The 14,183-nt window shown below is 69.4% G+C and carries 12 protein-coding genes; 5 read left to right on the top strand and 7 right to left on the bottom strand.

The genetic code is table 11. The features are described 5' to 3' along the window. Positions 1-16: 16 nt before the first annotated feature. From ACW175_RS04470 to ACW175_RS04480, 3 genes are all read left to right on the top strand, one after another. Positions 17-148, top strand: coding sequence for a hypothetical protein (locus ACW175_RS04470; protein ID WP_492103444.1), 132 nt, complete (start codon positions 17-19; stop codon positions 146-148). A gap of 76 nt (positions 149-224) precedes the next feature. Further along, positions 225-1,331 carry an IS5 family transposase gene (locus tag ACW175_RS04475; protein WP_492101777.1) on the top strand — a complete coding sequence of 369 codons (1,107 nt, stop codon included), beginning with the start codon at positions 225-227 and terminating at the stop codon, positions 1,329-1,331. Continuing rightward, a complete protein-coding gene (locus ACW175_RS04480; protein WP_492101776.1) occupies positions 1,328-1,651 on the top strand; it encodes a hypothetical protein in 324 nt (107 codons plus the stop codon). The genes ACW175_RS04475 and ACW175_RS04480 overlap by 4 nt, the downstream gene beginning before the upstream one ends. 106 nt (positions 1,652-1,757) lie before the next feature. On the opposite strand, the gene ACW175_RS04485 is transcribed toward ACW175_RS04480, so the two are convergent. From ACW175_RS04485 to ACW175_RS04500, 4 genes are all read right to left on the bottom strand, one after another. Then, positions 1,758-2,210: a MarR family winged helix-turn-helix transcriptional regulator gene (locus tag ACW175_RS04485; protein ID WP_492103445.1), complete on the bottom strand. Its 453-nt coding sequence runs from the start codon at positions 2,208-2,210 to the stop codon at positions 1,758-1,760. 125 nt (positions 2,211-2,335) lie between these two features. Beyond that, positions 2,336-3,424, bottom strand: coding sequence for a prolyl aminopeptidase (pip, locus tag ACW175_RS04490; RefSeq protein WP_492103446.1), 1,089 nt, complete (start codon positions 3,422-3,424; stop codon positions 2,336-2,338). An 80-nt stretch (positions 3,425-3,504) separates the two neighbouring features. Then, positions 3,505-5,526: a TonB-dependent receptor gene (locus ACW175_RS04495; protein ID WP_492103447.1), complete on the bottom strand. Its 2,022-nt coding sequence runs from the start codon at positions 5,524-5,526 to the stop codon at positions 3,505-3,507. A 105-nt stretch (positions 5,527-5,631) separates the two neighbouring features. Further along, the gene (locus ACW175_RS04500) at positions 5,632-5,913 is read right to left on the bottom strand and encodes a glucan biosynthesis protein (RefSeq protein ID WP_492103448.1); all 282 of its coding nucleotides are present in this window, start codon (positions 5,911-5,913) and stop codon (positions 5,632-5,634) included. A 275-nt stretch (positions 5,914-6,188) separates the two neighbouring features. On the opposite strand from ACW175_RS04500, the gene ACW175_RS04505 reads away from it, so the two are divergent. Together ACW175_RS04505 and ACW175_RS04510 are read left to right on the top strand one after the other, a co-directional pair. After that, positions 6,189-6,890 (top strand): heavy metal response regulator transcription factor, encoded by a 702-nt coding sequence (locus ACW175_RS04505; RefSeq protein ID WP_492103449.1) that lies wholly within the window; start codon positions 6,189-6,191, stop codon positions 6,888-6,890. Further along, positions 6,887-8,302: a heavy metal sensor histidine kinase gene (locus tag ACW175_RS04510; protein ID WP_492103450.1), complete on the top strand. Its 1,416-nt coding sequence runs from the start codon at positions 6,887-6,889 to the stop codon at positions 8,300-8,302. The genes ACW175_RS04505 and ACW175_RS04510 overlap by 4 nt, the downstream gene beginning before the upstream one ends. A gap of 11 nt (positions 8,303-8,313) precedes the next feature. On the opposite strand, the gene ACW175_RS04515 is transcribed toward ACW175_RS04510, so the two are convergent. From ACW175_RS04515 to ACW175_RS04525, 3 genes are read right to left on the bottom strand one after another with little or no spacing between them, the layout of a single operon-like run. Continuing rightward, positions 8,314-9,705, bottom strand: a complete 1,392-nt coding sequence (locus ACW175_RS04515) for an efflux transporter outer membrane subunit (protein WP_492103451.1) — start codon at positions 9,703-9,705, stop codon at positions 8,314-8,316. Beyond that, positions 9,692-10,894: an efflux RND transporter periplasmic adaptor subunit gene (locus tag ACW175_RS04520; RefSeq protein WP_492103452.1), complete on the bottom strand. Its 1,203-nt coding sequence runs from the start codon at positions 10,892-10,894 to the stop codon at positions 9,692-9,694. The genes ACW175_RS04515 and ACW175_RS04520 overlap by 14 nt, the downstream gene beginning before the upstream one ends. Next, a complete protein-coding gene (locus ACW175_RS04525) occupies positions 10,887-14,069 on the bottom strand; it encodes an efflux RND transporter permease subunit (protein WP_492103453.1) in 3,183 nt (1,060 codons plus the stop codon). The genes ACW175_RS04520 and ACW175_RS04525 overlap by 8 nt, the downstream gene beginning before the upstream one ends. Between the last annotated feature and the right edge of the window lie 114 nt (positions 14,070-14,183).

Raw genomic sequence — 14,183 nt, forward strand, 5'->3', positions numbered from 1 at the left:
GCAAGGAGCACCCGCCATGACGCCAGCCGCCGCCCCGTTCAAGCTGCCCAGCCGCTCGGTCTTCAGCTTGACCGAGACCGTGCTGCACATGGCGCTTTCGGCGGCGATTCCGATCAGCGCGGTGATGTTCGTAGTGCTGAGCTTCTAGCAGGCTGTTGAAGAAGTCCGTAGCGGGGCGGAGTTCGACATGATTCACTCTTTGGGCGGGAGCTCTGGAGGGGTGGATGCGCGGGTCGGACGAGCGGACGGGGTCGCTGTTCTCATATGTAGATCTGGATGCTCGGGTTCGGCGCGATCATCCCTTGCGGCCGATCCTGGAGATCGCGAACGGGGCGCTTGGGGATTTGAGCGCGGACTTCGCGGCGCTCTATCCGCCGAGGCTGGGACGTCCGTCGATCCCGCCGGAACGGTTGTTGCGCGCCATGCTGCTGCAGGCGTTCTACGGCATCCGATCGGAGCGCCAGTTGATGGAGCGGATGGAGTTTGACCTGCTGTTCCGCTGGTTTGTAGGTCTTGGCGTGGACGATGCGGCCTGGGATCATTCCAGTTTCACCAAGAACCGCGACCGGCTGTTGGCGGGCGAGATCGCCGGCAAGTTCCTGCGCGCGGTGCTGGCCCAGCCTCGGGTGAAGCGGCTGATGTCGTCAGACCACTTCTCGGTGGACGGCACGCTGATCGAAGCCTGGGCGTCGACCAAGAGCTTCCGCAGGGTCGATGGCGACGACAGCGATCCCGAGGGGCCGGGTCGCAACGCCGAGCGCGGCTTCCACAAGGAGAAGCGTTCCAACCAGACGCACCGCAGCACCACCGATCCTGAGGCTCGGCTCTATAAGAAGGGCGACGGCCAGCCGGCGAGGCTCTGCTATATGGGCCACGCCCTGATGGAGAACCGCCATGGCCTGGTGACGGATGGTGGGGTGACCCTGGCCACGGGCACAGCCGAGCGCGAGGCGGCTGTGGCGATGCTGGACCGAAGAAGCGGCCGGCGTCGGATCACCCTGGGCGCCGACAAGGCCTATGACGTGCGCGACTTCATTGGCCAACTTCGGGCGCGCCGGGTGACACCGCACATCGCCGTCGATGGCCACCTGTCCAAGCTGGGCAAGCCGCGCTCGACCGCCATTGACGGCCGCACCAAGCGCCACCCCGGCTATGCGATCAGCCAGCGATGTCGCAAGCGCATCGAAGAGGTGTTCGGCTGGATCAAGGGCTCGGCCGGCCTAGCCAAGGTCAAGGTGCGCGGCCGCGCCAAGGTCGACGCCGCCTTCACCCTGGCGCTGGCGGCCTACAACCTGATCCGTCTGCCCAAGCTCCTGGCGGCCCCGGCATGAGCGTCCTGGGCCAGTGGCGCATCGTCCAGACGCCCGACTACACTGACGACTATCGGGACATGATGGAGCCCGCCTACATCCTCTTCGAAGCCACCCATGGCCAGTTCGCCTTCGGCTGCGTCACTGGCGCCTTCGCCGCCGCCGGCGACCACGACGCCGTGCAGTTCGACTGGCGCGGAAACGACGAAATGGATGAGGCCCAGGGCGACGGATGGGCTCAACTCCAGCCCGACGGCTCCCTCAAGGGCCAGATCTGCTTCCACGGCGGCGACGAAGCCAACTTCATCGCCAGACGGGAGGCTTCTTCAACAGCCTGCTAGAGCATTTTCCGACGAAGTGGATACCGGTTCGTCGTCAGAAAATGCGTCAAAACAAGACGCTAGAGCATTTCACCGATCCAGTTGGATCGGAAAATGCTCTAGGCTCCTAGCCCTCGTTCACCAAGGCCCGCCGCAGCGCCAGCACGCGCGTGTTCAGCTCGGTGATCTGCGGCACGGTCAGGCCGGACTTCTCCAGCAGGGTCGAGGTCAGGCAGGTGGCGTCGGCGCGCAGATCCAGGCCCTTCTTCGACAGCCGCACCCGCACCTGCCGCTCGTCGATCGGGTCGCGCTGACGGTCGACGAAACCGGCCTGCTCCAAGCGTTTGACCAGGGGCGTGATGGTGCTGGGCTCCAGCGACAGCCGGGTCCCGATCGCGCCGATCGTCTGGCCGTCCTCCTCCCACAGCGCGCTCAGCACCAGGTACTGCGGATAGGTGATGCCCAGGCCGTCCAGCATCGGCTTGTAGGTGCGGTTGATCGCCAGGGTCGTGGCGTAGAGCGAAAAGCACAGCTGGTTGTCCAGCGGAATGAATTCGGGGCCGGGGGCGGACGAGGACATCGAGCGCGAACTCCTGGGGCGGCGGGCGTCGTCAGCTTCTTATCATAAAAAAGCTTATCGCGATAAGTAGGTTGCTCCGGGGCCGGATCAAGGCGTTGGGTCATGCGGCATAACGCCTCGCGACCTCAGCCGATCGGCGGCAGGCCGTCCATGATCGCCGTCAGGGCCAGCACGGTCTGGGCTTCCATGGCGCTGTGGCCGGCATTGGTCTTGACGTAGCTGGCCGGGGCCGCGCCCGCCGCCGCCATGGCCGCGATCAGCCGCGAGGCCTGCGTCAGCGGGCACACCTGGTCGAAGCGGCCGTGAACGATGTGGGTCGGGACGGCGGCGAACTTGTCGACGTTGCCGACGATGTAGTCCGGTTCCAGGAACAGGCCGTTGGCGAAGAAGTGGGCCTCGATCTGGGCGAAGCACAGGGCGAAGTCGGCCTCGCCGAACTTGCCCGGGTCGCTGTCCTTCGGGATCATGTTCGAGATCGTCCCTTCCCAGACCGACCAGGCCACGGCGGCGCGCAGCTGGCGGGCGCGGTCGGTCTCCGTCTTGGCCTCCAGGTCGAAGATCGCCTTGTAGGCGGCCATCATGTCGCCGCGCTGGCCGGCCGGGATCTCCTCGACAAAGGCCTTCCACGCGTCGGGATAGGTCACGTAGCTGCCCGGCTCGGTCAGGGCGTAGGGCGCGTCGGCGAAGGTCGCGGCGTTGCCCTGGTACATGTAAAGCAGGTCCTCGCTGGCGCCGAGGAAGATGCCGCGTAGGATCAGCGAGGCCACCTTGTCCGGGTGGCGGATGCCGTAGACCAGGGCCAGGGTGCTGCCCCAGCTGCCGCCGAACACGTGCATCTTGCCGGTGATCCCGAGGGCGTCGCGCAGGCGGTTGATGTCGTCGACTAGATGGTTGGTGTCGTTGCGGGTCAGGGCGATTCGCGGGCCATGGGTCGCGACCGTCGGCTCGCTCTTGCCGCAACCGCGCTGGTCGAACAGGATCACGCGGTAGCGCTGGGGATCGAAGAACCGCGACATCACCGGCGCGCACGCCCCGCCCGGACCGCCGTGCAGGAACATCACCGGCTCGCCGTCCGGGTTGCCGTATTCTTCCCAATAGAGCTTGTGGTCCGGCCCCTGGTCGACCCGCAGCAGCCCCGAACGGTTGGCTGGCTTCAGCGGATATTTCCACTCGGTGGTGACCGTGCTGACGGCCTGCAGCTTCGAGAAATCCATGGGGCTCACCTTGGGGATCGACGGCCCTGGCCTACCGCGATGGAAAGCGCCGCGCCATGGGCAATGCGTGCAGGACCAGGCTAGACCTTGGCCTTGAACTTGTAGACCAGCGACACGCGCACCGCCCGGGCGTTGGGGGCGAGGTCGCTGTCGATCACCACGCCGCCATCCCGATAGCGGCTGCGCTGCCGGTTGGTGTTGAAGATGTCCGTGGCGTTCAGGGTCACCGAATAGCGGGCGTCCAGCTTGTGGCTCCAGGTGGCGTCCAGCTGCTGGTAGGCGGCCTGATAGCCCTGCAGCGTAGGGGTCTTGCCCACGCCACTGAGATTGAACTGCAGCTTGTCGCCGTTCTTCAGAACCTTATCGACCACGATATTGCCGGAATAGTTCGTCCGGGTCGCGGTCGAGAGGGTCGCGGTGGCCGGGACCAGTTGCCGGCGGAAAACGTTCAGGTTGACGACGTACTTCCAGCCGCCGGGCGCCTCGCCGCGAGCATTGGCCTCCAGCCCTCCGGACGTCGCGCGGTCGTAGTTCAGCGGCCGGCTCGCGGTGGTCAGGTCGGGATTCCAGGTGGTGTATCTCTGCCAGGGATCGTGGCTGACGCGGTAATAGGCCGTCAGCCCCAGCGTCGTCTTGCCGAAGGTCCGCTCGTAGCCGCTCTCGTAGGACTCGGTGGTGGTCGAGGCGAGATCCAGGTTGCCTTGCATGGCGCTGCGCTGGCTGCTCGGCATCCGTCGGGGGTCATAGAGCTCCAGTTCTGGGCGCTGGATGCGGCGGCTGTAGCTGGCCTTGAGCTTGCCGCCGACCAGCGGATGAGACAGGTGGAACGAGGGGAAGAGGCGCGTGACGTCGCGGTCGCGCGCGGCGGCCGGCGCGTTCAGCCGCAGGGATTCCGTCTCGACCCGCAGGCCGGGCATCAGCTTGAAGCCGGCGAACGGGAACTGGTAGGTCGCATAGCCCGAGAGGCTGGACCGCCGGGCGTTGAACACGCCGAGATCGCCGCTCGCCAGGCCCAGCACGGCGATGTCGCCGTCATAGGACCGGAAGAGATCGCGCTCGACCCGGTTGGCTTCCAGGCCGGTGGTCAGGATGGCGCCGCCGGCCAGATTGGCGACCACCGCGACCTTGGCCTGATCGTCCGGCCCCCGGCTGCGTTGGGTGTCGCCGTAGCGCTGAACCAGAGCCGTCGGCGCGACCTGGTGGTCGTCGTGGTCCATACGGCTCCGGTTGTCGCTTTGGGAATGCGAGATATTGGCCTCGAGCGAGCCGCGATCATCGGGCCAGGTGTCGGAATAGCTGGCCTGGATGTCGTCGGACCGGTTCGTGTCGCGCTGCGTCCCCGCCTCCTCCGACTGCACCGGGGCGCCGCCGAACGCCTGATAATGGGCCAGGTTGTCGACGCGGAAGCGATTGCCCATGTGGTGGGCCTCCACGCTCAGTTCGCGGTTCTCGGAAAGCCGCCGGGTGACTCCCAGCGATGCCTGGGCGAAGTCCAGCTTCGACTTGCCGCGGCTGTCCCTCGCCACCAGGCTCCGGTCGCTCGCCGCGTCGCGCTGGCTGTAGTGGGCGTCGGTTTCCGCCGGGCCGTGGATCAGCAGGACGCGGCCGTCGACGCTCCAGTCGCCCCGGGTGGCCGAGGCGCTGGCCGAGATGTGGGTCTGCTCGCGCGTGTCGGCCCGGGCCGAGATCGTGCCGGAGACGCCCAGCGCGCGCCCCTGGCGCGTGACGATGTTGATGATCCCGGCCGTGCCGTCGGGCGAGAATTGCGCCGACGGGTTGGTCATCACCTCGATGCCGCTGACGCTTGAAGCGGGCAGGGATTGCAGCACCGACGTCCCGGTGGGCGGCGGCTTGCCGTTGATCAGGATCTGGACGCCGGTATCGCCGCGCAGCGCGATCCGGCCGCTCGGCGACACCGTCACGGAGGGGATGCGATTGAGGATGTCCAGAGCGACGCCGCCCTGCGATCCGGTGTCCGCTCGGACGTCGTAGACGCGGCGGTCGATCTTGTCGCGAACCTGGGCCGGCCGGGCGGTGACGACGATAGACTCGACCTTCTGGGCCGCCTCCGACGCGGCGGCCTGGAACCACAACAGCAACATCGACGCCCCGCCTTGAGATCACCAGGGCTCTCACGGCGAAGCTCGGCTCGCAATCGAAAATTGCAATCCGGGCATTACGGTTCTTTTAGGGGAGCGATGGCGCCCTCACTCCGTCTGGCTCGACACCAGTTTGGCGCGCGCGCGGGTGTGGATGGCGTCCGCGCCGTAGACCATGGCCAGGCCGTCGCGATCGTTGACGAACCTGTAGGCGCCGACGATCCCCGGGCTCTCCATCAGGGCGTGGATGGCCAGCCGGCCCCGCGCGTCGCGCTCCAGCCAGACCTCGCGCCCGTCGGGAAACTCCTCGGCCGTTTCCGGCGCCCGGTCGGCGGCGGCGCCCCCCCCCGCCAGGAGCGTCAGGGCGGCGCGGCGATCAAGCAAGGACAATAGAAAACCTCGGGCGGATACCGACGGGCGCGCGGATTTGGGCGCGCCGTTTAAAGGGAACTTGCGGCGGAAATGGTTCGATCGGGCCGACCAGAATCCGCGCTTCCGGTCAGAAATGTCATCCGGCGGTCAGGCTGACGACCGTGGAGGCGCGGCAGGATGCGCCGTCCTCGCCTCGCCGCCGGACATGGTCCCCCACCTCCAGCGATGGCGGCGGACGCGAGGGCGCCTTATCTTGTCGGCCCGGATTGCCTCCGCACTCCGGGCCGCTGGTCGTGAGACGCCTCACCCTGATGAAGATCCTGATCGTCGAGGACGAGCCCAAGACCGTCGCCTACCTGCGCAAGGGGCTGACCGAGCAGGGCTACGCCGTCGACTTCGCCGGCAATGGCGAGGACGGCCTGCACCTGGCCCAGACCCTGGACTATGACGCGGTGGTGCTGGACGGCATGTTGCCGGGCCTGGACGGGGTCGAGGTGCTGGCCCGCCTGCGCCAGACCCGCCAGACGCCTGTGATCATGCTGACCGCCCGCGACAGCGTCGAGGACCGGCTGAAGGGCCTGGGCGCGGGGGCCGACGACTATCTGGTCAAGCCGTTCTCGTTCCTGGAGCTCCTGGCCCGGCTGCAGGCCATCACCCGGCGCGGGCGCAGCGAGTCGTCGACGATCACGGTCGGCGACCTGCACCTGGACCTGCTGGCGCGGCGCGCCACGCGGGCGGGCCGGCGGCTGAACCTGACGGCCAAGGAGTTCGCCCTGCTGGTCGTGCTGGGCCGCCGTCAGTCGCAGATCGTCTCCAAGACCATCATCACCGAGCTGGTCTGGGACATCAATTTCGACACCAACACCAACGTCGTCGAGGTCGCCATCAAGCGGTTGCGGGCCAAGATCGACGGGATGTTCGAGACCAAGCTGCTGCACACGGTGCGCGGCATGGGCTACGTCCTCGAGCACCGTCCCGAGGGAACCCCGCCGTGACGCCGCGCTCCCTGGCCCCCAGATCCATCGCCGGCCGCCTGGCCCTGATGTTCGCCATCGCCACCAGCCTGGTCTCCATGCTGGCCGGCGTGGCCTTGTTCAGCTTCCAGAGCCTGGAACTGAAGCGCCACCAGGCCGAGGAGCTGAGCGCCCGCTCGCAGATCATCGAGGCGATGATCCGCCGAGCCGGCGATCCGCTCCGCTGGCCGCTGCTGACCGACAAGCTGAAGTCGTTCACCCCGGCCGACGGCGGCATCCGCTACCGGATCGAGTCCGCCGACCCGCGCTTCCGGTTCACGCCGGGCGCGGCGCTGGAGCCGGCCCGGGACGGCCTCGGCGTCATCCATGTCGACGGCAAGCGGTTCATGACCCTTGCCCGGCGCGTGCCGGCCTATGGCCTGCGCCCGGAGGCGCGGCTGGTCATCGCGGCCGCCACCGCGCCGTTCGACGCCTCGCGCTACGTGCTGGGCGTGGGGGCCCTGGCCATGTCGGTGCTGACGACCGGGCTGGTCAGCCTTCTGGGCTGGTGGATCGCGCGTAGGGGGCTGGCGCCGGCGGACCGCCTGTCGCACCGCGCCGGCGCCCTGAACCCGGCCGACCTTTCCCTGCGGATGCCTACCCGCGACCTGCCGGCCGAACTGGTCGGGCTGATGAGCGCCTTCAACGGCGCGCTGGACCGGCTGCAGGCGGCCTATGATCGGTTGGCGGCCTTCAACGCCGACGTCGCCCATGAGCTGCGCACGCCGCTGGGCAACCTGATCGGCCAGACCCAGGTGGCCCTTTCGCGCCCCCGCGACGCCGACGAACTGGAGGAGACGCTGCACTCCAACCTCGAGGAGTTGGAGCGCCTGCGCACGATCATCAACGACATGCTGTTCATGGCCCGCGCCGACCAGGGGGCGCTCGCGGCCAACCTGGCCCCGCTGTCGCTGGCGGCCCTGACCCACAAGACCGCCGACTTCCTGGACGTGCTGTTCGAGGACGCCGAGGTCAAGCTGGAGGTGCGCGGCGACGCCACGGTCAACGCCGACGCCTCGCTGCTGGGCCGGGCGGTGACCAACCTGCTCGACAACGCCATCCGCCACGGCGTCGACTGCAAGACCGTGCGGGTGACGATCGAGCCGCGGGACAAGGCCGTCTGCCTGTCCGTCCGCAATCGCGGCGGCCCGATCCCCGAGGCGCACCTGGCCCGCCTGTTCGACCGCTTCTACCGCCTCGACCGCGCCCGCAAGGACAGCGGCGAGATCCATGGCCTGGGCCTGGCGGTGGTCAAGGCCATCGTCCTGATGCACGGCGGGTCGGTCTTCGCGCGATGCGAGGGCGGCGAGGTGCTGATCGGGTTCCTGCTGCCGGGGAGCGAGGCGGGTGTCGGGCCGGTGATCACGCCGGAGCGGGAAGCGGTCGAGGCTTAGAATCCCTCTCTCTAAGAGAGAGGGATTTTGAGCGCCCCCCAACCCCCGCCCAGCGCCCGGATCAGGTCCACGCTGGCTGACAACCGCCGGGTCCGCAGGTCCTGGGCTTCACGCCGCGCTTGCAGTTCCGCCGTCTGGGCCGTGACCACGTCCAGGTAGCTGGCCGCGCCTTCGCGATAGCGGGTCGTGGCCAGGGCGGTGGTGCGGACGGCGGCGGCGAGGGCTTCGTCCTGGCGGCCTTGGGCGGCGGCCAGGCGGTTGGCCAGGACCATCTGGTCCTCGACCTCGCGGAAGGCGTCCAGCACGGTCTGGCGGTAGCCGGCGGCGGTCTCGTCGAACACCGCGCGGCCGCGGGCGACCTCGGCCTTGCGGGCGCCGCCGTCGAACAGCGGCAGGGCGGCGGCCAGCGGGCCCAGGGCCCAGACGTGGTTGGCGGCGCTCAGCAGTTCGCCGCCGTTGGACTGGTAGCCGCCGGCCGCGGCCAGGGTGACGCTCGGGAACCAGGCGGCGCGGGCGACGCCCACGCGGGCGTTGGCCGCCGCCATCCGGCGCTCTGCCGCGGCGATGTCGGGCCGGCGCTGCAGCAGGGTCGAGGGCGCGCCGACCGGGGTGACCGGGGCCTCGATCAGTTGCGGCGCGGCGGCCAGCGTGAAGCTGGAGGCCGGCTCGCCGACCAGCACGGCGATGGCGTGTTCAAGCAAGGCCCGGTCGGCCACCGCCTGCTCGTACTGCGCTTGCGTCGCCGCCAGCTGGGTCTGGGCCCGGCCGGTGTCGAGTCCGCTGGCCGCGCCGCCGGCCTGGCGGCGGTTGGTCAGGTCGAGCGCGCGTTGATAGGCCTCGACCGTCGAGCCCAGCACCGCGATCTGGGCGTCGGCCCCGCGCAGGTTGAAATAGGTATCGGCCAACTGGGCCTGCAGGCTGAGACGCACGCCGGCCAGGTCGGCGGCGCTGGCTTGCGCGTCGGCGCGGCCGGCGGCGACCAGGTTGCGGACCCGGCCCCACAGGTCCAGCTCATAGGCGGCGCTGGCCGCCAGGGTGGTGGTGTCGTAGCGGCCATTGGCCGGGGTGCGCTGGCGCTCGACGCTGGCCGAGGCGCCGAAGCGGGGCAGCAGGGCGCTCGAGGCCTGGCGCGACAGGGCGCGGGCCTGGTCGTAGCGGGCCAGGGCGGCGGCGAGGTCGGCGCTGCCGCTCTCCAGCCGGCGTTCCAGGCCGTCCAGCGTCGGGTCCTTGAACACCGCCCACCAGGTCCCGTCGCGGACGGCTTCCGCCGGCGCGGCCGGGGTCCAGGGGCCGGTGTCGCGGAAGGCGACGGGCGCGGCCGGTGTCGGCGGCGCATAGGCCGGGGCCATCGAGCAGCCCGCGAGACCCAGGCCCGCCAGGATCAGGAGGCTAACCCTTCGCACCGGCGGCTCCCGTCTTGGCCTTGACGACGTTGACGTGGTCGCCGCTGGCGATGGCGTCCGGCGGGCTGGTGACGATCCAGTCGTTGGCCGCGACGCCGCCGGCCAGTTCCAGCTCGGCCCCGTCGTCGCGGGCGATCTTGACCGGGCGGATCGAGACGGTGTTGTCGCCGCCGACCACGGCCACGGCCGTCCCCTCCTTGCGGAACAGCAGGGCGTTGGACGGGATCCGCACCGCGCTGGCCGCGGCGGCGTTCGCCGCCTTCAGGTCCAGGCTGACCTGGGCGTAGGCGCCGGGCTTGAGAGCGCCGGCGGCGTTGTCGACCTCCAGCTGGATCAGCATCGACCCCGACTGGGCGTCGACCGCGTCGGCCGTGCGCACCAGGCGGGCGTTGAAGGTCCGGCCCGGCAGGTCGGGCGAGGCGAAGGTGGCGCTCATGCCCGGACGGATCTGGCCGGCCAGGCTCTGTGGCACGCTGACATAGAGGCGCAGGCGGCGGGTGTCGGACACCGTGAACAGCGGCGAGGGCCGCGCGCCGCCGGCGCTGATCAGGGCGCCCTGGTCGGTGTCGCGGCTGGTCACCACCCCGTCGAACGGGGCGACGATCCGCTTGAAGGCGGTCAGGCTCTCCAGCCGGCGGACATTGGCCACAGCTTCGTTGCGCATGGCCTCGCGAGCGGCCAGGTCGCCGGCGCGCTCGTCGGCCTCCTGCTGTGAGACCGCGTTCTCGCCGACCAGGCGCTTCCAGCGGGCGGCGGTGGTGGCGGCCAGATCACGTTGAGCCTGGGCGGTGGCGAGGGCGGCGCGGGCGGCGACCAGTTGCTGGTCGACTTCCGGGGCGTCGATCTCGGCCAGCACCTGGCCCGCCTTCACCGGCTGGCCGATGTCGACATACCAGCGGCGCAGATAGCCGTCGGTGCGGGCATAGACCGGGGCCTCGGCCCAGGCCTGCAGACGGCCCGGCAAGACGAGGTCGGCGCTTTCGCCGCCGCCCGGCTGGACGACGTGGACCGTGGTCAGGGCGCTGGCCTGGCTGGTCTTTTTCAGGTCCTGGCTGGCCATCAGCCGCGAGGCTGTCCCGGCGGCCAGGATCACCACGAAGCCGGCCCCGCCGATCAAGGCCAGGCGTCGCAGGCTTCGGGCGCTGGTCTTGGGGTAGTCGCCAGAGGGGCGCGGGGGGGACTCAGACATGGGCGACGCCTTCGGGGGAGGCGGCTTCCGCGCGGGGGCGGCGGCCGTGAACGATGGAGAAGATGGTGGGGACGAACAGCAGGGAGGCGCAGGTGGCGAAGATCAGGCCGCCGATCACCGCGCGGCCCAGGGGGGCGTTCTGCTCGGCGCCTTCGCCCAGGGCCAGGGCCATCGGCGCCATGCCGATGATCATGGCCAGGGCCGTCATCAGCACCGGGCGGAAGCGGGTGACCCCGGCCTCGAACGCGGCCTGGACCGCGTCGCCCGTGGCCGTCAGCCGCTCGCGGGCGAAGCTGACCACCAGGATCGAATTGGCCGTGGCCACGCCCATGCACATGATCGCGCCGGTCAAGGCCGGCACCGACAGCGGCGTCCCGGTGGCGAACAGCATCCAGGCGATGCCGGCCAGGGCGGCGGGCAGGGCCGAGATGATCACGAACGGATCCAGCCAGGACTGGAAGTTGATGACGATCAGCAGATAGATCATCACCACCGCGCCCAAGAGGCCCCAGCCCATGCCGGAGAAGGCGGTGTTCATGGTCTGGAACTGGCCGCGCAGGTTCACCTTGACCTTGGCGGGCTTGTCCTTCTCCAGCTTCTTGAGGGCCTTCTCGATGTCGGCCGCCACGCCGCCCAGGTCGCGGCCTTGGGTGGCGGCGAAGACATTGACCATCGGCTGGATGTTGTACTGCGAGACCACGGCGGCGGTGGAACCCCGGCTGAGCGTGCCCAGGCCTCCCAGCACCCGCGGCGCGGAGTCTGTCGCGCGGGCCCCGGTGACCGGGATCGAACGCAGCTTGTCGAAGCTGTCCAGCATGTATTCCGGCGTCTGGGCGACGACGGGATAGGAGACGCCGTTCTTCGGGTTCAGCCAGAACACCGGGGCGGTCTGCTGGCTGCCGGCCACGGCGCCGGCCAGGCTGGCGGTGACGTCGCGCTCGTCCAGGCCCAGGGCGTGGATGCGGGTGCGGTCGACGTCGAAACGCAGCTCCGGCGCGGCGGCCGGCTGCTGGATGCGCACGTCGGCTATGCCCCGGATGCTCCGGATCTCGCGCAGGATCTTCTTGGCGTAGGCCTGGTTGGTCGCCGCGTCGCCGCCGGTGACCTGGATGTCGATCGGGGCCGGGCTGCCGAAGTTGAGGATCTGGCTGGTCACGTCGGCCGGCAGGAACGAGAAGGTCGCGCTGGGGAAGGCCTTGGGCAGCTCCTCGCGCAGCGCCTTGATATAGCCGTCGGTCGGGCGGTGGCCCTTCTTCAGGCTGATCAGGATGTCGCCGTCCTGCGGACCGATGGTCCCCGAGGCGTTGTAGGCGGTGTTGATGCCGCTGGAGGACAGGCCGATGTTGTCGACGATGGTCTCGACCTCGTCGGCCGGGATCACGGTGCGGACGTGGCGCTGGATGCGGTCGAACAGGGCCGCCGACTCCTCGATCCGCGTGCCGACCGGGGCGCGGACGTGCAGGGCGATCGAGCCGGAGTCCACTGCCGGGAAGAAGTTCTGGCCCAGGAACGGGACCAGGGCCAGGCTCAGCAGGGCGAACGCCAGGAAGCCGACGACGAACACGCCGCGCGCGTCCAAGGCAAAGCCCAGCAGGCCGGCATAGGCGTCGCGCACCTTCGAGAAGCTCCGCTCGAAACCACGCTGGAAGCGCACGAAGCGGTTGGTCGACGGGGCCTCCTCGTCATGCGGCACGTGCGGCTTGAGCAGGTAGGCCGCCATGGTCGGCACCAGGGTCCGTGACAGCAGGAACGAGGCGATCATCGCGAAGACCACCGACAGCGCCATCGGCACGAACAGGAAGCCCGACACGCCCGGCAGGAAGAACATCGGCACGAAGACGATGCAGATGCACAGCAGGGACACGAAGGCCGGGGTGACGATCTGGGCCGCGCCGTCCAGGATCGCCGTCCGGACGTCCTTGCCGTGCTCCAGGTGCCAGTTGATGTTCTCGATGGTGACGGTGGCGTCGTCGACCAGGATGCCGACGGCCAGGGCCAGGCCGCCCAGGGTCATGACGTTCAGGGTCTGGCCGAACGCCGCCAGGGCCGCGATCGCCGCCAGAACGGCCAGCGGGATCGAGACGGCGATGATCACCGTCGAGCGCCACGAGCCCAGGAACAGCAGGATCATCAGCGAGGTCAGCACGGCCGCCAGGGCGCCTTCATGGACCACGCCCTCGACGGCGGCCTTCACGAAGGTCGACTGGTCGTTCAGCGGGGTGACGGTCAGCGCGGGCGGCAGCTGGGCCTTCAGGTCGGGCAGGGCGGCCCGGACGCCGTCGACGATGGCGATGGTCGAGGTGGCGCCCGACTTCAGAACGGTCATCAGCACCGAGCGCTGGCCGTCGACGTGGACGATGTTCTGCTGCGGGGCCGAGCCGTCGCGCACGTGGGCGACATCGCCGATGCGGATGGTCGCGCCGTTGATGGTCTTGACGGGAAGGGCGTTCAGCTCCTCGACCGAGCCGGGGGCGTTGTTCAGGCGCAGGCTGTACTGGAACTCGCCGATCTTGACGAAACCGGCTGGGGTGATCTGGGTCTGGGCCGCGATCGCCGCCCCGACGTCGGACGCCGACAGGCCCTTGGACAGCAGGGCCTGCGGGTCGATGTCGACCTGGATCTGGCGGCTCCGGCCGCCGAACGGCAACGGCACGGCCGCCCCGGGCACGGTGACCAGGCGCGTGCGGATGACGTTGAGGCCGAAGTCGGACAGTTGCTGCTCGGACAGGCCCTGGCCGGCCAGGGCCAGCTGCAGGATCGGCACGGTCGAGGCGTTGTAGTTCAGGATCAGCGGCGGGGTCACGCCTGGCGGCATCTGGCGCAGCAGGGTCTGCGAGATGGCGGTGATCTGGGCGTTGGCCAGGCGCACGTCGGCTCCCGGCTGGAAGTAGATCTTCACCACCCCGATGCCCTGCAGCGAGGTCGCCTCGATGTGGTCGATGTCGTTGACCGTGGTGGTCAGGGTCCGCTGGTAGGGTGTCAGGATCCGTCCCGACATGTCGGCCGGCGACAGGCCGCCATAGGTCCAGGCCACGGCGACGACGGGCACGCGGATATTGGGGAAGATGTCGGTCGGCGTCCGCAGGATCGCCAGGACGCCGACGATCAGGATCATCGCGGCCATCACGATGAAGGTATAGGGACGCGCCAAGGCCGTCCGCACGAGCGATATCATACAAAATTCCGTCGTTGCGGAGGGGAAGCTTAGGCCGGGTCTAGCAAGGCCAGGGGGTCCGCAGCCTGACGGCTAACTGACAAGATGGTCAGGGAGCGAGCAAGGGCCCTCTCG

The organism is Caulobacter sp. FV1ye6ST (genome assembly GCF_058681225.1).

Bases quoted from the DNA above. Each gene is read 5' to 3' on its own strand.
- ACW175_RS04475 (WP_492101777.1), top strand. From the start codon at position 225: ATGCGCGGGTCGGACGAGCGGACGGGGTCGCTGTTCTCATATGTAGAT.
- ACW175_RS04495 (WP_492103447.1), bottom strand. From the start codon at position 5,526: ATGTTGCTGTTGTGGTTCCAGGCCGCCGCGTCGGAGGCGGCCCAGAAG.
- pip (WP_492103446.1), bottom strand. From the start codon at position 3,424: ATGGATTTCTCGAAGCTGCAGGCCGTCAGCACGGTCACCACCGAGTGG.
- ACW175_RS04520 (WP_492103452.1), bottom strand. From the start codon at position 10,894: ATGTCTGAGTCCCCCCCGCGCCCCTCTGGCGACTACCCCAAGACCAGC.
- ACW175_RS04525 (WP_492103453.1), bottom strand. From the start codon at position 14,069: ATGATATCGCTCGTGCGGACGGCCTTGGCGCGTCCCTATACCTTCATC.
- ACW175_RS04480 (WP_492101776.1), top strand. From the start codon at position 1,328: ATGAGCGTCCTGGGCCAGTGGCGCATCGTCCAGACGCCCGACTACACT.
- ACW175_RS04485 (WP_492103445.1), bottom strand. From the start codon at position 2,210: ATGTCCTCGTCCGCCCCCGGCCCCGAATTCATTCCGCTGGACAACCAG.
- ACW175_RS04470 (WP_492103444.1), top strand. From the start codon at position 17: ATGACGCCAGCCGCCGCCCCGTTCAAGCTGCCCAGCCGCTCGGTCTTC.